Annotated in this window: 15 protein-coding genes and 1 pseudogene; 14 read left to right on the top strand and 2 right to left on the bottom strand. The window is 44.8% G+C overall.

The features are described from left to right. Position 1 precedes the first annotated feature (1 nt). The 4 genes from DW039_RS00855 to DW039_RS00840 all read left to right on the top strand — a co-directional run bounded on the left by DW039_RS00855 (position 2) and on the right by DW039_RS00840 (position 6,706). A complete protein-coding gene (locus tag DW039_RS00855; protein ID WP_061412320.1) occupies positions 2-2,740 on the top strand; it encodes a TonB-dependent receptor domain-containing protein in 2,739 nt (912 codons plus the stop codon). Positions 2,741-2,746: 6 nt separating this feature from the next. Further along, entirely contained in the window at positions 2,747-3,910 is a 1,164-nt protein-coding gene (locus tag DW039_RS00850; RefSeq protein ID WP_120381571.1) for a DUF4249 domain-containing protein, read from the top strand. A gap of 12 nt (positions 3,911-3,922) precedes the next feature. Then, entirely contained in the window at positions 3,923-5,056 is a 1,134-nt protein-coding gene (locus DW039_RS00845) for a DUF4249 domain-containing protein (RefSeq protein ID WP_117680899.1), read from the top strand. Between the two features lie 84 nt (positions 5,057-5,140). After that, positions 5,141-6,706 carry a hypothetical protein gene (locus DW039_RS00840; protein WP_243635004.1) on the top strand — a complete coding sequence of 522 codons (1,566 nt, stop codon included), beginning with the start codon at positions 5,141-5,143 and terminating at the stop codon, positions 6,704-6,706. A 79-nt stretch (positions 6,707-6,785) separates the two neighbouring features. Here the strand turns inward: DW039_RS00840 and DW039_RS20840 are convergent, their stop codons facing one another. After that, the gene (locus tag DW039_RS20840; RefSeq protein ID WP_016272872.1) at positions 6,786-6,926 is read right to left on the bottom strand and encodes a hypothetical protein; all 141 of its coding nucleotides are present in this window, start codon (positions 6,924-6,926) and stop codon (positions 6,786-6,788) included. Positions 6,927-7,171: 245 nt separating this feature from the next. Here DW039_RS20840 and DW039_RS00835 point away from each other — a divergent pair, with 245 nt between their 5' ends. The 8 genes from DW039_RS00835 (at position 7,172) to DW039_RS00800 (ending at position 16,574) form a co-directional block, all read left to right on the top strand. Beyond that, complete coding sequence (locus DW039_RS00835) at positions 7,172-7,747, top strand: Crp/Fnr family transcriptional regulator (protein ID WP_016272871.1); 576 nt, start codon at positions 7,172-7,174, stop codon at positions 7,745-7,747. Positions 7,748-7,802: 55 nt separating this feature from the next. Continuing rightward, entirely contained in the window at positions 7,803-8,405 is a 603-nt protein-coding gene (locus DW039_RS00830) for a sugar O-acetyltransferase (protein ID WP_016272870.1), read from the top strand. Between the two features lie 66 nt (positions 8,406-8,471). Beyond that, complete coding sequence (locus DW039_RS00825; RefSeq protein ID WP_005831863.1) at positions 8,472-9,383, top strand: LytTR family DNA-binding domain-containing protein; 912 nt, start codon at positions 8,472-8,474, stop codon at positions 9,381-9,383. Positions 9,384-9,520: 137 nt separating this feature from the next. Further along, positions 9,521-11,446 (top strand): TonB-dependent siderophore receptor, encoded by a 1,926-nt coding sequence (locus DW039_RS00820; protein ID WP_120381569.1) that lies wholly within the window; start codon positions 9,521-9,523, stop codon positions 11,444-11,446. Between the two features lie 27 nt (positions 11,447-11,473). Continuing rightward, a complete protein-coding gene (locus DW039_RS00815; RefSeq protein ID WP_005832808.1) occupies positions 11,474-11,887 on the top strand; it encodes a DUF2141 domain-containing protein in 414 nt (137 codons plus the stop codon). Positions 11,888-11,972: 85 nt separating this feature from the next. Further along, positions 11,973-14,660 carry a transglutaminase domain-containing protein gene (locus tag DW039_RS00810; protein WP_120381568.1) on the top strand — a complete coding sequence of 896 codons (2,688 nt, stop codon included), beginning with the start codon at positions 11,973-11,975 and terminating at the stop codon, positions 14,658-14,660. A 51-nt stretch (positions 14,661-14,711) separates the two neighbouring features. Further along, positions 14,712-15,509, top strand: a complete 798-nt coding sequence (locus DW039_RS00805) for an RNA methyltransferase (RefSeq protein ID WP_008665308.1) — start codon at positions 14,712-14,714, stop codon at positions 15,507-15,509. A 27-nt stretch (positions 15,510-15,536) separates the two neighbouring features. Next, a complete protein-coding gene (locus DW039_RS00800) occupies positions 15,537-16,574 on the top strand; it encodes an alcohol dehydrogenase (protein ID WP_005832802.1) in 1,038 nt (345 codons plus the stop codon). 59 nt (positions 16,575-16,633) lie between these two features. Here the strand turns inward: DW039_RS00800 and DW039_RS00795 are convergent. Beyond that, positions 16,634-16,807, bottom strand: a pseudogene (locus tag DW039_RS00795) (GGGtGRT protein); the annotation flags it as partial. Positions 16,808-16,945: 138 nt separating this feature from the next. Between DW039_RS00795 and DW039_RS00790 the strand changes: the two are divergent. Both DW039_RS00790 and DW039_RS00785 read left to right on the top strand, forming a co-directional pair. Beyond that, complete coding sequence (locus DW039_RS00790; RefSeq protein WP_117601706.1) at positions 16,946-18,160, top strand: site-specific integrase; 1,215 nt, start codon at positions 16,946-16,948, stop codon at positions 18,158-18,160. A gap of 91 nt (positions 18,161-18,251) precedes the next feature. Continuing rightward, complete coding sequence (locus tag DW039_RS00785; protein WP_120381567.1) at positions 18,252-19,265, top strand: hypothetical protein; 1,014 nt, start codon at positions 18,252-18,254, stop codon at positions 19,263-19,265. Positions 19,266-19,305: the final 40 nt, after the last annotated feature.

The following is a 19,305-nucleotide window of genomic DNA, read 5'->3' as shown; positions in this document are numbered from 1 at the left end:
TATGAAAGCACATAATCTTAAATATACAGTAGCCTTTTTCCTCCTATTGTCGCCTTTCGGCATGTTTGCACAGCAACAGATGGCTATGGACAGCATTTCCATATTCGAATTGATGGATGCAGTAGAAAAGGGCACGTCTTGCCGTATTTATACAACGATAACGGTTCCTTTTAAAGTGAAGCGGGCAGAGGTGAAGAACCCCACTGCCGAGTACTTGAGAGAGGCTTTGGCAGCTACTATCTATAAGGTGACGGTTTATGGTGACAGAATATTTGTCTTGCCGGAGGTTTTTCTGGCCACCTCGCTGCCACCGGTATTGATGGGGGAAAAGTTGGAGACGGATGAGGAACTATTGCCTTCATACATTCCTATTGTGAAGTCTTCTTCAGAAAATAAGGTCTATGAGATAGGAAACAAGTACAAGCCTGCCCCCGGAGATATGATAACTTTGACCGGAAGAGTTTCTGACTTTAAGACCGGCCAGAATCTGGATGGTATCAACATCATTCATCGAGAGCCGTGGGTAGCTACGACGACCAACCGTCAGGGGGAATTTACCATTGACCTGCCTGCAGGCTATAATATTCTTGAAATCAGTGGGATGAATATCAAAGTGACCCATCGGCAATTTATGCTTTATGGTGAAGGCATTGTCCATATCGAGTTGGAAGAGGAAGACCATATGCTGGATGAGGTGCTTATTGTTTCGGGGCGTATACAGAACGTGAAAAGTGTGCAGTTGGGAATGGAGAAGCTGCAGCCTGCCCTGCTGAAAAACATTCCTACGGCTATGGGTGAGGTGGATGTGCTGAAGATGATACAGACACTTCCCGGCATCAAGACAGTGGGAGAGGCATCCAGCGGATACAATGTGCGTGGGAGTGCCGCCGACCAAAACCTGCTTCTTTTCAATAACGGAACGATTTATAACCCCAATCATCTTTTCGGTTTTTTCACGGCTTTTAATTCGGACATGATAAAGGATGCGGAACTTTATAAGAGCAGTATCCCCAGCCAGTATGGCGGGCGTATCGCTTCCGTACTGAACATCACCAGCAAGGAGGCGAACAAGGAAAAGTTTACCGGTTCTGCAGGTATCGGGCTTGTGACCAGTAAGTTGAATCTCGAGATTCCCATCATTAAGGAAAAGACTTCCCTTCTGCTGAGTGGACGTACGACCTATTCGGACTGGATAATGAAGACCTTGCCCAACAAAAGTGGGTATCGTGACGGGAAAGCAGGTTTCTATGACTTGGGGGCTGTCTTCTCGCATACGGTGAACGAGCGCAACAAGCTGAATGTCTATGGCTATTATAGTCACGACCGTTTTGCCTTTAATGACAATGAGAAGTATGCCTACAACAATATGAATTTCTCGGCAAACTGGCGGACTGTCTTTGCAGATAAGCTGACCGGAAACTTCTCTTTCGGTTATGACCACTACGATTACCGAAATGATGAAACGGTGGAGGAAGCGTCTGCCGCACGGCTGTCTTTTGCCATTAACCAATGGTTTGGAAAAGCGGACTTTCTTTATCAAGCCGGCAATAGCCATGCAGTGAACTTTGGTTTGATGAGCCAGCTGTATAATGTGAATTCCGGGACCTACGAGCCGGTGGGGCCTAATTCGCTGGTAAGATATGATGAACTGCAAAAGGATAAAGCACTGGAAAGTGCCGTTTATATAGGGGATGAATGGGATATAACTTCCAGGCTCTCCATCAATGCGGGTATACGCTATTCCATGCTCAATGCTTTGGGACCGCGCACTTACTATACATATCAGGAAGGTATGCTGCCCTCCATGTCTTCGGTGGCGGATTCTATCACGGCGGGGAATGGAAAGGTCATCAAGACCTATCACGGACCGGAATTCAGAGTGTCGGCACGTTATGCCTTTACAGATGATTTTTCCGTAAAGGCCGGTTTCAATACGATGAGGCAGTATATCCATAAGGTATCGAATACTGCCGTTATGTCTCCTACGGATACCTGGAAGCTGAGCGACCCCAACATCAAGCCTCAACGTGGCTGGCAGGTGGCGGCAGGTGCCTACTATAATACGCCGGGGCAACTTCTGGAATTATCTGTAGAAGGATATTACAAAAAGCTGATTGATTATCTGGATTATCGCAGTTCCGCCCAAATCCTGATGAACCACCATCTGGAGACGGATGTCATCAATACGGAGGGATATGCCTACGGCGTAGAATTTCAGGTGAAGAAACAGGTAGGAAAACTGAACGGATGGATGAGCTATACTTATTCGCGCACTTTCTTGCGTCAGAATGATCCGCGCATAGCCCGTCCCATCAATGGTGGAGAATGGTATCCGACCGAGTATGACAAGCCGCATGACTTCAAGCTTGTAGGCAATTACAAGTTTACCCGTCGTTACAGCATGTCTTTCAATATGGATTACAGTACGGGCCGTCCCACCACAATTCCTGCCGGGCAATACTACGACCAGGGTCTGAAAAAGATGCAGGTTTACTATACCGACCGTAACAGTTATCGTGTTCCCGACTATTTCCGTATGGATTTGTCGTTCAATATTGAACCCAGCCATCACCTGACATTGTTGACCCACAGTTCCCTTTCTTTCGGTATCTATAACCTGACCGGAAGGAAGAATGTGTACTCTGTCTATTTTGTGTCCGAGGAGGGTAGGATTCAAGGATACAAGATGTCCATATTCGGTGCTCCCATTCCTTTTGTTACTTATAATATTAAATTTTGAAAGGGTATGAAGAATAAAATATATTGGGTGATATGTATATGTCCGTTATGGTTGTTCCTTAGTAATTGTGTGGATAAGTTCAATGCCCATTTGCCGGAAAGTAGTATCGGCCTTCTCATAGTTGAAGGTAGTATTATATCGGATAGTGCTGTCGTGTTTTCTTTGAGCCGTTCCTTTTCCTTGGATGTGGAAGGGGTTCCTCCTGATTTCAATAAGGTGGATGCTGAAGTTTGTGTAACCGGTGAGGATGGCTCCAGTTTTAGTGGTGTTGCGTTGGGTAATGGAAAGTACCGGGTTGCTGTCGGAACATTGCATAGGGATGTTCGCTATAGCTTGAAGATTGTCTATGAGGGAGATACTTATATTTCCGAACCTCAATATCCGATAGGGACGGAAAGCATAGACGATGTCACTTACGAACAGCAAGGGGAGTATGGTGATGTCAGCATCCGTTTCTCCATGCAAAGCAAAGATGCTGCATGTTATTTCTGGAATTATGAAGAAGATTGGGAGGTTAGAGCAGTATACAATCCTATGTGTGCTTATGATCCCGATACAGACAAGGTTGTTGATTATGATGCCAGACCATACTCACGCGGATGGTGTCACAGTGAATCGTCCGAGATAATAATAGGTAATATGGAAATAAACAAGGATAATCGTGTAAAGGATAAGTGTCTCTATTCCATTGAAGCAGATGATATTCGTTTTTCTTGTTGTTACAGTACTATAGTGAAACAACGTAAGATTTCGAAGGGTGAATATGAATATTATCAGGAGAAAATAAAGCTTAATGAGGAGATGGGCGGGTTGTTTGTTCCCCAGCCTTCGGAATTGCCGTCGAACATTAGATGTGAAAGCTCAAATAAACAGGCCATTGGATATGTTGGTGTCAGTTTGAATGTGGCGGAATATCGCATTTTCATTTCTACAGATGATATACAATATAGGCTTCCTGAGGGGTATTGTCAGGGAGCGAAAGGACTGAAAGAAGAGTATACATTTTTAGATTTATACTTGATGGGGTATACCATTGCATATCCGGACCCGGACCCACGTACGGGATTCAAAGGTTATGCATGGGTTTCTGGAGGTTGTACAGACGTACGCTATTTAGGTGCCAGCTTGGAAAAGCCTTCCTTCTGGCCAGTTGAAATCAATCTGTTTTAATAAGAAAAAGCGATGAATAATGCAAAATATATAGTAACATGGATATGCTTGTTGTGGCTCACTATTGGCAGTTGTGTGGATAAATTCAATGCGCACTTGCCGGAGAGTAGTACGAGGGTGCTTATAGTTGAAGGTAACATCATATCAGATAGTACAGTCGTTTTTTCCTTGAGCTGTTCCTTTCCTTTGAATGTAGAAGGAATTCCTCAAGATTATAACAAGATAGATGCAGAAGTCAGTGTAGTAGGAAGTGATGGTTCTTGCTTTAATGGCACCTCTTTGGGAGATGGAAAATACCAAGTTGTAATTGGCTCTTTGAATAAAGATGCCAGCTATAGTCTGAAAATTGTGTATGAAGGGGATATTTATACTTCGGAGCCTCAATATCCATTGGAGACAGAAACAATAAATGACGTTACCTACGAGCAACCGGAAAAATACGGTGACATCTCTATCCGCTTTTCTATGCGGAGTGAAGATGGCGGATGTTATTTCTGGAGTTACGAGGAAGATTGGGAAGTGAGGGCAGTATATAATCCCAAGTTCCGTTATGACCCTACCACTGATGAGGTGGTTGATTTTGATGCTACACCATATGCACGGGGATGGTGTCATGATAAGTCGGCTAAAATCATAGTAGGTAATATAGGAACAAATAAGGATGCTCAATTGAAGGATAAGTGGCTCTATTCTATAAAGGCGGATAATAACCGTGTCTTTCATCATTATAGCACTTTGGTGAAACAGCGTAAGATTTCGAGGGGCGAGTACGAATATTATCAGGAGAAAATAAAAATCAATGAAGAAATGGGTGGATTGTTTATTCCTCAGCCTTCGGAACTTCCTACGAATATTATTTGCAACAATTCAGGCAAAAATGTAGTTGGTTATGTGGGAGTTAGCATGAATGTGGCAAAATATCGTATTTTCATTTCTGCCGATGATATATATTATAGGTTTCCTGACGGTTATTGCCAAGAATTTAGAGGTTGGGCAGATTCGTACATGGATTTATATGTGATGGGATATGCTATTGCTTATCCATTGATGGTAGGTTATGCATGGGTTTCCGGAGGTTGTACAGACGTACGCTATTTAGGTGCCAGCTTGGAAAAGCCTTCCTTCTGGCCGGATGAAATGAATTAATATTGAAATGATATGAAGAGAGTGATATTTTGTATTATAGGTTGGGTTCTTGTATTGGGATTACACGCTCAAATTGTTGAGAATATGCGTATTTATACAGACAAGGACTGCTATGTGGCTGGAGAAGATTTGTGGATAAAAGTTTGTGTGACGGATTCCTTGTCTCGTGGAAGCGTATTAAGCAAAGTAGCTTATGTAGAGATAAGTGACACGAAGCTGGTATACGCACAAGGTAAAATCGACTTGCAGAACGGGAATGGATGGGGACGTATCAGACTTCCGCAAGTCATGCATACCGGAGCTTACCAACTGACGGCATATACGCGTTATATGAGGAACTATCCTATGGCTTGTTTCCCAAAGAAGTATATAGCCTTGCTTAATACTGTTCAGACAACAGAGGAGGATAATGTGGAACTTTTCACGGATTCCATTACCGTTTCACAAGCTTCCGGCAATCAGCTTTCCGGAGCGGACTTATGGACAGATAAATCGGTCTATGGGAACCGGAGTAAAGTAGCCTTGACATTACCCAATCTGCCTGCTGATGTCAAGGAGCTTACTCTGTCCGTAGTACGAAAAGACTATGTGCTAAAGGGGTTTCCAATATCAGCCGACGGGCAGAAGAACTATACAAGTGTTCCGGAACGGTCATTTGCTGCAGAGTGTGAAGGGCATATTGTAACCGGCAGGCTGATGGGAGCGCCTGCTGACAATGTAAATGCACGTCTGGCATGTGTGGGCAAGGATATTCGTGTCTTTGGCGGACAGCCTAAGGCTGACGCTATTTATGCTTTTTATACGACCGGAATAACGGATATGCAGGAGATTGTATTAACTGCATTACCGGAGGAGGAAAGTCCCTGCCGATTGGAGCTTGTTTCTCCTTTTGTCGGGGTGTTGGCGGAAAAACTTCCTAAGGTCTGTGTGTCATTTCGGAAAGAAGACTTGATAGAGCGTGGTTTCAGCGCGCAATTACATTCTCTTTTGCCGGTAGATTCTTCGTATAGCAAGAGTATATTGCAACAACTTTATGATTTTGTTCCCGCTTCTACTTATAATCTGGATGAGTATGTTCGTTTCAGGACTGTGAGGGATGTTTTTGTGGAATTTGTCAAGGGAATACGTATCAGTCAGCTGGAAGGTAAAGATGTCATCCGGATACTGCAACCGGATATAAGGAGATTCAGTAATATGAAAACACTGGTGTTGTTAGACGGGATTCCATTTGATGACCATGAAACCATTCTGAACTATGATGCCCGTTTGATACACTATATATATCGTTATACCGGCAAATATACTTTTGGTGGGGAGTTGTATGATGGAATTGTTTCGTTTATAACCCATCGGGGAACATTGCCTGATATACGTTTGGATAAGAATTCACAGATGTTTTCTTATGAATTTCCACAAAAGAGAATCGCATTTGTTGCTCCATCATACAATTCAGAGAAACAAGCCGGTTCCCGCTTACCGGATTTTCGACATACACTTTATTGGAATCCGGAGATAACTCCCGCTATGAGTACACTCAACTTTTATACTTCGGATATGAACGGAATATATATAATTACCCTACAAGGAATTTCGGTTGACGGTAGGGAGATAAGGATGCAAAGCGAGTTTGTAGTTGGTGCTAACCATTAGTATAGATGGATAAAAAAGAAAAAGGGCAGAGAACTGAAAAGTTCCCTGCCCTTTATTCATTATATTTAAAGGTGTTTTTTTACATGGTTACGAGGGACTGCTTTGCAAGCAGCTTTTGTAGTTTACCGTTCAGTGTTTGACACATTGTTCCATTACCCCTTGCCTGATAGCGTTTGATTTGGTACTGTAACATAAAAATTTCATTTGCATTCTTTTTCATAATTCTCATCTTTTTGTGCTCTCCGCGTTTCGGAAAGCGGGTTTTTACATCTTTTCTTTTATCTTATAACGTTGCAAAGATACGAAATGTTTGCGAGAAATGTGTTTTATAACATAAAAAATAGCCATTCATCCTTTATTTTCTTTAGAAATACTAGATTTTGCAATCTATATATGACAAATATGTTACGCAAGTTTCGCAAACTCTTCCTTGTTTTATACCTTTGTAAAAAGGAATATTTTAGTATGGAGAATATTGTCAGAACAATAAGAGCTTATTATCCGGTTTCAGATGAAGCATTGGCAGCATTGACACATGGTTTTGAAAAGCAAGTGTTTCCTGCCAAAACACTTATTATCCGTGCAGGACAATTTGATAGGCAAGTCCACTTCATAGAGAAGGGAATGACACGCTCGTACACCTTGCACGATGGAAAAGAAATAACGACATGGTTCTCTATGGAAGGTGATGTAGCTTGTGGCTCGTGGGATTTATATAGGAACAAAGCAGGCTTTGAATACGTGGAAACATTGGAAGAAACACTGGTCTATTCTATTTCCATTGAAACGCTTAATGAGTTGTATAAGTCAGATATAGATATTGCAAATTGGATGAGGGTGTTACAACAGGAAAATTTTCTTCGCTTACAAGATATTCATATATCTCGCCTCAACTTGTCTGCGTATGAGCGTTATGAAAAATTAATGAGTGAGTGTCCGGCCCTTTTTCATAGAGTGACTTTGGGACATATCGCTTCTTTCCTTGGCATTACACAACAATCATTGAGTCGTATCAGGGCAAAGGGGTATTTTTTAACATAGGATAAATTCCTATACATTAGAGTTTTGTATTTTTGTCCGCAAAAAAAGGATGCGTATGAAAACAGAATATGAAAAGTGCATGGCTGGCGAACCTTTTATAGGAAGCAGGGACCCGAAAATAGTGGAGATGATTTTGCGTACAAAACGTCTCCTGGCACAGTTCAATGCCACAGATTATGCCGATAGCAAGCGCAGGAGGGAGTTGTTGTGTGAGATGTTGGGACATGTAGGCAAGAATGTGCATGTGGATATTGACTTCCATTGTGAATGTGGCAAGCATATTTTTATGGGCGACAAGGTAATTGTCAACATGAATTGTACCTTTGTGGACAACAATCGTATTGACATAGGTAGCAACGTCCTGATAGCCTCTAATGTACAAATATATACGGCAACCCATTCTACCAAAGTAGATGAACGTATGGTGCAGGACTGTCCGGAAGGACAAGAAATCTGCCGTACGTATGCCTTACCTGTACGAATAGAGGATGGAGTATGGATTGGTGGAGGGGTTGTCATTTTGCCTGGTGTCACCATCGGGAGGAACAGCGTTATCGGGGCGGGGAGTGTGGTTACCCGTTCTATTCCTGCGAATTGTGTGGCAGTGGGAAATCCTTGTCGTGTGATAAAACAGATTGATAATATAGTATCTGTATGAGCATGTGTTGAGTAAATGTATTATCTTTGCATATATTACCATGTAAACAAGAGAGACTATATACTTATGGGGAAATTGGTGGAACTTTGGCGGAGTCCTTATCCTACGTTTTATCAACGCTGGAAGGCAGTAGTGATACCTTCGGCCATTATTTTTCTGATATTATATATACTTCAGCCGTTCGGTATTTCCCGGATAAAGGGAAGTGTGTTTGGGGTGGTTGCCGGTTCTGCATTGATTGCGGCAGGTGCTTCGGGAGTTTTCACCTATTTGCTTCCGGCATTATTTCCTGCTTATTACAAGGAGCAGAACTGGACATTGGGTAAGCATGTGTTGAATTTGCTGCTGATGTTGTTGCTGATAGCAGTGGGGATTTGGGCCTATCAATCATGGTTGATGGGAATGTGGTTGGACAAGCGGTTGTTCTTTCTGGCTTTGTCTTGGGTAATGGTGCTGGCACCTTTTCCTACCATATTTTTTCTGATGTGGAACCGCAATTTGCAACTGACCCGCAATCTGAAAGAAGCTATGGAGATGAACGGTCACCTTTCAAGGAGAATATCCCCGGAAGTTGGGATAGCGAGCTTGGAAGACAAGGTGTTTTCCTCGGAAGAAGCGTTGGTGTTTGCCGGTGGCACCAAAGAAATGCTGGAAGTAAAGGCCGGAGATTTCCTTTATGCAGAGGCAAAGGGGAATTACGTAAAAGTAGGTTACCGTTCAGATTCGGATAAAGAAAAGAAAATTACATGGAGATTGTTGCGTGCCACCATGAAGCAGGCAGAGGAAGCTGTCTCTGCTTGCCCTTTTATTATCCGTTGCCATAGGGCCTTTCTTGTAAACATCCGGATGGTGGTGAAAGTAGATGGAAACTCTCAGGGATATAAGCTGAATCTGGAGGGTTGCGAAGAAGAGGTTCCGGTTTCACGCGCATACGCCAAAGAGGTGAAAGCATTGATTGAAAACCGGACAAAGAGTTAGTCACTCGTCACAGAAATACGTTGTTCGTCACAAAGAGTTTGTTGGTTGTCACATATCCGGGCTGTCTGTCCCGGATATTTTTTTGTCTTATACCCTTCCTTTATGTTTGCGGCAGGAAACACAACGAATGTAAAGATATGAAACGGGAAACAGTCTTTGGGATATTGGGCGTATTACTTTATACACAGCCTTCCGTAGTGCAGAAATCAGTGACCGATACAGTACGTCTGAATTTTAATATAGACAGTGTCGCTTTGGAAGAAGTAGTGGTAAAAGGAGCCAGAACTCCTGCTGCCAACAGCCGTTGGAGCGATATGCATCCGGTGGAACTGGTTACGGTGGGCGGTGCGAACGGTGATTTATACAAGGCATTGCAGACTTTGCCCGGTACGCAAGTGCAGGGTGAAACCGGTGAATTGCTGGTACGTGGTGGAGGCAGTTACGAGACGCAGACTTTTATTGATGGAATGCATGTACTGAATCCCTATACTTCGAACGGAATAAATACCCCTGCTCGCAGCCGTTACTCTACATTTATGTTCAGTGGGGTAAACCTTGCTTCGGGAGGCGCTTCACAAGAATATGGAGAAGCGCTTTCGGCAGTCTTGCCATTGGAAACAAAAGATTACAGCAAGGTCGATAAAGTCGGAGTGAACGCTTCCGTTGTCGGTGTTGGTGGAGGGGGCACAAAGACTTTTGACAGAGGATCCTTGTCTGTTGACTTGAATTATCAGAACCTGGGTTTGTATGACAAGGTTTATTCGGGCAGGAGGGATTTCGAGAAGCCTTACCGGATGTTTTCCGGAGCTGTCCAGTTCCGTTATACTCTTGATGAAAGAGTGGTATGGAAGGTTTACGCACAATACGACCGGACGGACTTTTCCACTTACGAAGGGGATAACCGCAGATTGTTCGGGCTGGGTGAAGACAATATCTATGTAAATGCAACCTTTCGCAGGCATACTTCCAGAGAGTGGAGTTGGTTTGCAGGGGCGGCCTATTCTTACTATAACCGGAGAATGGGAGGAGCAGTTGTTTCGGGTGATAACTGGCTGGAACATCAGCAAGAGACGCATCTGAAGGCTAAAGTTTCCAAACGGCTGTCATCGGTATTCCGCCTGGATATGGGGATAGAGAGCTATATCCGCAATTACAGGAATCATTATCTGTTGTGCGGGACGGATGACAGCAATCGCATGTCGCCTACCATTGGTGCGGGTTTCTTTTCGATGGCTTATTATCCGATGGAACAATTGAAGATGGAGTTTTCTTTTCGCACGGAATACACTTCTCCGAACCGTAAGATGAATTTCTCTCCCCGGCTGGCGGCGAACTATTATTGGGGAAACATGATGCTGTCGGGGATTGTAGGGCGATACACACAGTTGCCCGAGAACAACTGTCTGGTGCGTCGGCCGCAGTTGATGTCGGAAGTATGTATGCAGTACAATTTAGGCGTTCAGTACGACTATGAAGGGCGTTTCTGTAAAGCTGAACTTTATTATAAGGATTATGACCGTCTGGCATTGGAGGAAACGGATGCCGATACGGAAGCTGTATTCTTGACCTCCAACGGTTATGGACACAGCAAAGGCATAGACTTGTTCTTCCGTGATAGAGCGTCCTTCAAGAATCTGGAATACCAGTTATCCTATACCTATAATATAGCCAAACGTAAATATCGGGAGTATCTGGAACTGACTACTCCTCAGTATGCTACACGGCATAATGCAGCCTGGGTGGTGAAGTATTCCTTGCCTCGCCTGCGTTCCATTGTCAGCGTGACCGACCGTTTCAGTAGCGGACGTCCTTATCATAACCCCATGCTGCTGGGTCTGATGAACGATGAAGTGAAGCCTTATAACAGTCTGGATTTGGGTGTGACCTTCCTGGCAAGCAAGAAGGTAATTATCCATGCTTCCGCCAGCAATATCCTTTGCCGGAAGAATGAGTTCGGTAAGGTGGATAACAAGGCTGTCCTGGCTTCCAGCGACCATTTTTTCTATGTAGGAGTATATGTGACTTTAGGCAAGAAGGCCGCCTACGATGTATCCAATTTTTAGACAATAACCCTTTTTAAATAAACAAAGATGAAAGCAATGATTATTTTTTTAGTATTTGTAATGCAAAGTGCCGCCCAGCTGCTCTTTGCCCAGAACCTGACTATTGAAGTGTGTGACATTGAAAAGGTGGAGGGGCATCTCTATGTCGCCATCTACAATTCGGAAGAAACATTCATGAAGAAACCCTTGACCGCCTTCCGGATAGATGTGAAAGATACGTCGCTCTCCATTCCTTGCCAGGGGTTACCTACGGGTACGTATGCCATTTCGTTGTTTCAAGACGAGAACGGAAACGGGAAACTGGATACTGCCGTTTTCGGCATTCCTACAGAGAAGTACGGGTTCAGCAATGATGCTCAAGGCGTTATGGGTCCGCCGTCTTATGACAAATGCAGCTTCACTTTTTCCGGAGACACGACTTTGGTGATACATCTGAAGTAGAGTGATTATGTAAGTAAAACGGGAATTAATTTTCTTTTGCGGACGATTTACACTATTTTTGTGGCTCAACCTTAATAATTGCGTTATGAAACGAGTTGCACGACTTCTGGGATTTCTCGGACTGGTATGTTTGCTTGCCTCTTGCGGCAAACGTTCTTTCATTACAGACACTTCTTACCGCCAATGTGTGGAGCAAGACTTCAATCAAAAAAAAGAAAGGTTGCCGCAGGGCGATTTGTTTGCCATATTCGATACGGACTTGACGTCGTACGAACGCGAAGCTTTGGAGTTCCTTTATGCCTATATGCCTTTGGCAGACATTGCCGATTATTCCGGAGAATTTCATCTGATGAACGTGCGCGCCTCCCAAAAGGCTGCCGATGAGATGCCTTGGGGAAAAGTTATTCCTGAGGATTTGTTTCGTCATTTTGTACTTCCGGTGCGGGTCAACAATGAGCATCTGGACAGTGCACGGGTAGTGTTTTACGAAGAACTGAAGAATCGTGTCAAGTCTCTGTCCCTCTATGATGCCATTCTGGAGGTGAACCACTGGTGCCACGAGAAGGCTATCTATACTCCCTCCGATGCCCGTACCAGTTCGCCTTTGGCAACGGTACGCACGGCATACGGGCGTTGTGGCGAGGAATCTACCTTGCTGGTTGCCGCCTTGCGTTCGGTGGGTATCCCTGCCCGTCAGGTCTACACACCCCGGTGGGCGCATACCGACGACAATCATGCGTGGGTAGAAGCATGGGCAGACGGGAAATGGTATTTTCTTGGAGCCTGCGAACCCGAACCGGTACTCAACCTTGGTTGGTTCAATGCTCCGGCCAGTCGCGGTATGCTGATGCATACCAAGGTCTTCGGACGTTATGAAGGAGCGGAGGAAGTGATGTCTGTCACTCCTACTTATACGGAAATCAATGTAATCGGTAACTATGCACCGACGGCTAAGGCCACAGTTACGGTCATGGACGGACATGGAAATCCGGTGTCTGATGCTTGTGTGGAGTTCAAGCTCTATAATTATGCGGAGTTCTATACTGTAGCCCGGAAGCAGACTGATGCAGAGGGAAAGGCTTTTTTGACGGCCGGTAAGGGTGACATGCTGGTATGGGCTTCCAAAGACGGAAAATTCGGCTATGCCAAACTGTCTTTCGGTAAGGACCATGAACTGGTTGTGAAGATGGATAAGACTGCCGGCGACGGCCATGCGGTAGATTTTGAACTTGTGCCGCCCCCCGAAAATGCGGAGTTGCCGGCGGTTACGCCCGAACAGCGTGCGGCGAATGACCGCCGCATGGTCCATGAAGATTCCATCCGCAACGCTTATGTGTCTATGTTCATGACGGATGAGACGGCGCGTTATTTTGCCCGGCAGTACAAGCTCGACGAAGATGCCGTTTCACGGATACTGGTCGCTTCCAGAGGAAACCATCGGGTCATTGCCGACTTCATGGCACGGTTGCGCTCTGAAAAGTCCAAAAGAGGAGGTCTGGACCTGCTCCAACGGATTTCGGCAAAAGACCTCCGCGACGTTACACTGGAAGTTCTGATGGACCACATGCAATCCCGTATGTGCAAGAATGCCGACCATTTCCGCAGATATGTGCGCAATCCACGCGTAAGCAACGAGATACTGACCCCCTATAAAGGATTTTTCAAGAAAGCCGTCTCAAAGGAAGATGCTGAGGCATACAAGGCAGAACCGATGAAACTGGTGGCATGGGTGGCCCAAAATATCCGGGTAGACAATGACTGTAATTTGGGAGGGGCTCCCATTTCTCCGGAAGGGGTCTGGAAGGCCCGTGTGGCTGATGCCCATAGTCGTGACATTTTCTTCGTCTCCATGGCACGCAGCATGGCAATCCCTGCCCGTATCAACGGAGTGACCGGCAAAGTACAGTTGATAGGGGATGATGGTGCGATGGATGTGGACTTGAACCATCATCCGGAAGAGCCGGTCTTTATGGCAGAAGGAATTGCTTCGAAGGGAAAGTTGGTGGCTTCCTATAAGCCTATCCGTTCGTTGGATAACCCGAAATACTATTCTCATTTCACTCTTTCCAAACAGACCCCGCAGGGCAGTTTGCAATTGCTTTCCTATGACGAAGGCGATGCAGATATGGGCGGCGGTACTACATGGAGCAATCTTCTGAAGGAAGGAACAGCTCTGGAGGCCGGAGATTATGTTTTGGTGACCGGTACACGCCTTGCCAGCGGTGCGGTACTTTCTAAAACCACCTTTTTCAATATTCTGCCGGAGAAGACAACGGAAATTGAATTGGTGATGCGCGAGAGCGAGGATGAGGTGCAGGTTATCGGGAACTTTAATTCGGAGTCTCTCTTCACTCCGCTGCCGGACGCCGGCTCCGCAGCCCGGCAGAGTCTGCTGCAGGCTTGTGGGCGCGGTTACTTTGTCGTAGGCATTCTGGGTGTCAATCAAGAGCCAACCAATCATGCGTTGCGCGACATCGCTTCATTCAAGGCTGATTTGGAGAAGTGGGGGCGTAAGATGGTGTTGCTGTTCCCTAATGAGGCCAAAGCCGGCAAGTTCGCCCGCGAGTCATTCCCCGATTTGCCCTCTACCATTATTTATGGTATAGATACGGACGGTATCGCTGCGCAGATTGCAGAAAGCATGAAGTTGAAGCACAAAGAGAGCCTGCCGATATTCATCATAGCCGATACTTTCAATCGGGTGGTCTTTGTATCGCAAGGATATACCATCGGACTGGGAGAACAACTGATGAAGACAATAAAGGGGTTATAGGGCTTTCTGCCATGAATTGTAAATAGTAATCGTCAAATAGTAAATCATCCGATGCCTGTTATCGAAATATCATCTTTAACCCATCCCGGTGTGGAGATATTCAGTACCCTTACCGAAGCCCAGTTACGCAATCGCCTTGAGCCGGACAAAGGGCTGTTTATAGCTGAGAGTCCTAAGGTTATCAAGGTGGCTCTGGATGCCGGCTACGAGCCTTTGGCCTTTTTGTGTGAGCACAAGCACATCTATGGGGATGCTGCTGAAATCATTGAGCGTTGTGGCGATATACCCGTCTACACAAGCGGTAGGGAATTGCTTGCCGAGCTGACCGGCTACGTTTTGACGCGTGGTGTTCTTTGTGCCATGCGCCGTCCGGTTCCGAAGAGTATGGAGGACGTCTGCCGGGGAGCCCGGCGTATTGTGGTTATCGACGGGGTGGTGGATACCACCAATATTGGGGCCATCTTCCGTTCGGCGGCAGCTCTTGGCATGGATGCTGTGCTGTTGACGCGTAATTCCTGCGATCCTCTGAACCGTCGTGCGGTCCGGGTTTCAATGGGAACGGTTTTTCTTGTGCCGTGGACGTGGATGGACGGTCCTCTGGATACGCTCGGTGAGTTGGGTTTCCGCACGGCGGCCATGGCGCTTACGGACAATTCCATTTCCATAGACAATCCCGTTTTGAAGACCGAGCCCCGGTTGGCTATTGTGATGGGTACTGAGGGAGATGGTCTTTCGCACGAAGCGATTGCGGGAGCCGACTATGTGGTTCGTATCCCCATGGCGCACGGTGTAGATTCGCTGAACGTGGCGGCCGCAGCGGCTGTTGCTTTCTGGCAACTTCGCGTTTAGAAGTGATAACTCAAAAAAGCATATATTATGTTGGCATATACTTATATTGAACACGGAAAGTTCGGATTGCTTGAGAAACCGATACCGGTATTGGAAGATGCACGTGATGCTATTGTGCGGGTGACACTGGGTAGCATATGCACCAGTGACTTGCATATAAAGCATGGAAGTGTACCGCGCGCCGTACCCGGAATTACGGTAGGACACGAAATGGTGGGCATCGTAGAGCAGGTGGGTGCCGAAGTTGAGTCGGTAAAGCCCGGCGACCGTGTGACTGTGAATGTGGAGACTTTTTGTGGTAAATGTTTCTTTTGTCGTCACGGATATGTGAACAACTGTACCGACACTAATGGCGGTTGGGCTTTGGGGTGCCGTATCGATGGCGGCCAGGCGGAATATGTACGTGTGCCTTATGCCGACCAGGGACTGAACCGTATTCCCGATACGGTAAGCGACGAGCAGGCGCTCTTGGTAGGCGATGTGTTGGCCACCGGCTTCTGGGCTGCCCGTATCTCCGAAATAACCGAGGAAGACACTGTACTCATCATCGGTGCCGGGCCGACGGGTATTTGTACCCTGCTTTGTTCCATGCTGAAGAAGCCCCGTCGCATTATTGTCTGCGAGCAGTCGGCCGAAAGAATCCGTTTTGTCCGCGAGCATTATCCGGAGGTGCTGGTCATTGGGCCGGAAAACTGCAAAGACTTTGTGAGGAAGCATAGCGACCATGGTGGGGCAGATGTCGTACTTGAAGTTGCCGGCACGGAAGATACTTTCCGCTTGGCATGGGAGTGTGCCCGTCCCAATGCCATTGTCACCATTGTGGCGCTTTATGACCAGCCTCAGTTATTGCCCTTGCCGGAGATGTATGGCAAGAATCTTGTCTTCAAGACCGGTGGTGTGGATGGGTGCGATTGTGCCGAGATACTGCGCCTGATAGCGGCGGGACAGATAGATACCACACCGCTTATCACACATCGTTTCTCGTTGGAGGAAATTGACGAAGCCTACCGTATTTTTGAGAATAGGCTGGAGGGGGTGATAAAGGTGGCGATTGTGGGTAGATAGAAAAAGAGGATAGCCAATGAAGGCTATCCTCTTTTTCTATGTAATTATTTACTTGCTACTTACTTGCTCAAAGCTTGAGCCACGTCAACCGCACAAGCCACTGTACATCCTACCATCGGGTTGTTACCGATGCCGAGGAATCCCATCATTTCCACGTGAGCAGGAACTGATGAAGAACCAGCGAACTGAGCATCTGAGTGCATACGACCCATGGTGTCGGTCATACGTAAACTTGTGACGGTTTAGAAATGTATATGTTGTTGTAATATATTGTAATATAGCGTATTATACTCTATTTGATATTGAATTAAATAGATGTCTGTGACGGTAATTTATGTATTCCGTCACTGTGACGTCACAAATTATGGAATATGATAAATAAGAGTAACTATACATTATCATTTACTGTTAGGGCAAGTAAAATGAATAAGGCAGGTAAAGCGCCAATTGAGGTATTAATAGCTGTGGGTGATGAAAGAACTGTATTCTCAACTGGTAAGTTAGTTGCATTGGAGAATTGGAATAAAGATAAACAGTGTGTACGTGGTACAAATTCTGAGGCTGTAGTATTGAATGAATTTCTAAAGAGTTTGAGAGTACGAATTTATGAGGAAGAGATTAAGTTGGTGAAGCATGGATTTGCTATAACAGCTATGTTACTTCGTGATGCCTTATTAAATAAGGTGGAACTGATAAAGGAAGAAACTATTCTTAACGTTTATAAGAGACATAATGAAATGCAGCATAAACAGATTGGCTGTGGAATATCTAAAGGGACATACGCTAATTCAAAGCATGGCTTATCACTTCTTGAGAAATTTATTCAATCTAAATATAATCGTGATGATATGTTCTTAAGAGAATTAAATCGTGATTTCATTGAAGAATACCGTATATGGTTGCTATCAGAACATGGATTATCTCAGAATGGGGCAGTGAAGTATTTATCACTATTAAAGAAGGTGGTAAATCGTGCTGTTGCTAATAATAAGATTGCATTTAATCCATTTGCATCATATAAATTGGAGCGGCAAGAGGTATCTCCTGATTTCTTGAATGAAGATGAACTGCGCAGAATTATAAACTTTAATTCTCCTTTACCCAGACTTGAGCGGACGAGGGATATGTTCTTATTTGCGTGTTATACTGGCTTATCATACATTGATGTTAAAACATTGAAGGTTGAACATTTAGAACGTGATAATCAAGGAAGAATGTGGATTAAGAAGAAGAGGGTAAAGACTGGTGTTCTTGCTCGTATTCCATTATTACCTAATGCTAAAATGTTGATTGATAAGTATGCAGGTGGAGATACCTTAATGCCTATATATTCAGATAAGGATATAAATCTATATTTGAAGGATATAGCTATTCTATGTCACATAGATAAACGAATAACCTATCATACAGCAAGACACACATTTGCAAGTACGGTTACTTTAGCTAATAATATATCCTTAATTGTGGTGTCTAAAATGTTGGGACATTCTAATACACGAATGACTGAACATTATGCTAAATTAGTTGATAAGTGTATAGGTGAAGAAATGGATAAGTTAATGGGGACATTCTGTACTAAGGAATGATGTAATGAAGCATTTACTCTAATTTATAATGCCGCTCTGTTGCATAATGGAGTGGCATTATTTATCTTTACAGCACTAATACAGATATGACATGATAACCTACTCAATACCAATTCCAGAGTTGAGGACGTTAGAGCCTATACTTGCAGAATATTTTGGCTACAGACGTGCCATGTTCTTAAATGAACTACAAGCAGCATACCGCCTTCATTACCCTAATGGGGCAGGTGAGGAGATAGTTTCCAAGTATCGTATGCCATTCCCGTATCTGGATGAATACGCGGTGGATAACGGTGCTTTTGACTATCACCGCTATGCCCCCAGACCAGCCTCAACAAGTACACTGTTTGATGCTGCCAGTTTCATCATGGATACAGAGCACGAAGTATTCATAACCCTATCCAATGATGAGATACTGACTGAAATATTGGAACTTCTGGAGGAGTATGGCATATCAGATGAAGATGAAGTAATAGGAATATCCCTTCTGTTTGTAGCTGCCATATATGACAAGCATGTAAAGGATGAACTTCATACGGAGATTGCCATTTCAGAGAATACACTTCCGTATCTGGAACAAGTCCGTCCAGAAATGCTAAAGCTGTTTGAGTTATTGAACACCAAGAGATACTCACCTTCCAGAAAGGAGGAGGTAAGGGCACTAAATTCCATCACCATTGATAACGGGGTAAAGAAGATTAGGCTTGACAACTCCTGCTATTGGCTGACTGACTTGCTTGACAACTACCTGCATATTTACTTGGGAGTTGACAGTCTGGAAGAGGCGCAAGCGGAATTGAAGGAGGTGTATTCAGAAAGGAAAGGCAGGAAAGCCAATAATGCAGCCTGCAACTTAATCATGTACGGTACATTCCATCTCTTGCAGAAGTGTTCAGCCTTAAAGACCAGAAGCGAGCAGATACGTATGACTTTAGGCTACATGGAGATATTATTTGAAGCGGACAGTTTCAATAATGACGAGAACTACACCAATGCCGCTATAGCCTACTTGGTGAAGCAAGGCTACAAACCGCAATGGAAGCCCAAGCGGATAGAGGACTACAATTTCTCTCCCAATAATCAATCCACAGAATACCTCTGGTAAGCAATATGCTGCCAATCCTCACAGACTACCATGTAATTAC

This window comes from Bacteroides sp. AF39-16AC (genome assembly GCF_003602735.1).
Classification (GTDB): domain Bacteria; phylum Bacteroidota; class Bacteroidia; order Bacteroidales; family Bacteroidaceae; genus Bacteroides; species Bacteroides uniformis.
This window is presented reverse-complemented; position numbering and strand designations above follow the sequence as displayed.

What these genes read in the sequence shown, in the direction of transcription:
- DW039_RS00855 (WP_061412320.1), top strand. Translation starts at nt 2, where the DNA reads ATGAAAGCACATAATCTTAAATATACAGTAGCCTTTTTCCTCCTATTG.
- DW039_RS00850 (WP_120381571.1), top strand. Translation starts at nt 2,747, where the DNA reads ATGAAGAATAAAATATATTGGGTGATATGTATATGTCCGTTATGGTTG.
- DW039_RS00845 (WP_117680899.1), top strand. Translation starts at nt 3,923, where the DNA reads ATGAATAATGCAAAATATATAGTAACATGGATATGCTTGTTGTGGCTC.
- DW039_RS00840 (WP_243635004.1), top strand. Translation starts at nt 5,141, where the DNA reads ATGCGTATTTATACAGACAAGGACTGCTATGTGGCTGGAGAAGATTTG.
- DW039_RS20840 (WP_016272872.1), bottom strand. Translation starts at nt 6,926, where the DNA reads ATGAAAAAGAATGCAAATGAAATTTTTATGTTACAGTACCAAATCAAA.
- DW039_RS00835 (WP_016272871.1), top strand. Translation starts at nt 7,172, where the DNA reads ATGGAGAATATTGTCAGAACAATAAGAGCTTATTATCCGGTTTCAGAT.
- DW039_RS00830 (WP_016272870.1), top strand. Translation starts at nt 7,803, where the DNA reads ATGAAAACAGAATATGAAAAGTGCATGGCTGGCGAACCTTTTATAGGA.
- DW039_RS00825 (WP_005831863.1), top strand. Translation starts at nt 8,472, where the DNA reads ATGGGGAAATTGGTGGAACTTTGGCGGAGTCCTTATCCTACGTTTTAT.
- DW039_RS00820 (WP_120381569.1), top strand. Translation starts at nt 9,521, where the DNA reads ATGAAACGGGAAACAGTCTTTGGGATATTGGGCGTATTACTTTATACA.
- DW039_RS00815 (WP_005832808.1), top strand. Translation starts at nt 11,474, where the DNA reads ATGAAAGCAATGATTATTTTTTTAGTATTTGTAATGCAAAGTGCCGCC.
- DW039_RS00810 (WP_120381568.1), top strand. Translation starts at nt 11,973, where the DNA reads ATGAAACGAGTTGCACGACTTCTGGGATTTCTCGGACTGGTATGTTTG.
- DW039_RS00805 (WP_008665308.1), top strand. Translation starts at nt 14,712, where the DNA reads ATGCCTGTTATCGAAATATCATCTTTAACCCATCCCGGTGTGGAGATA.
- DW039_RS00800 (WP_005832802.1), top strand. Translation starts at nt 15,537, where the DNA reads ATGTTGGCATATACTTATATTGAACACGGAAAGTTCGGATTGCTTGAG.
- DW039_RS00790 (WP_117601706.1), top strand. Translation starts at nt 16,946, where the DNA reads ATGATAAATAAGAGTAACTATACATTATCATTTACTGTTAGGGCAAGT.
- DW039_RS00785 (WP_120381567.1), top strand. Translation starts at nt 18,252, where the DNA reads ATGATAACCTACTCAATACCAATTCCAGAGTTGAGGACGTTAGAGCCT.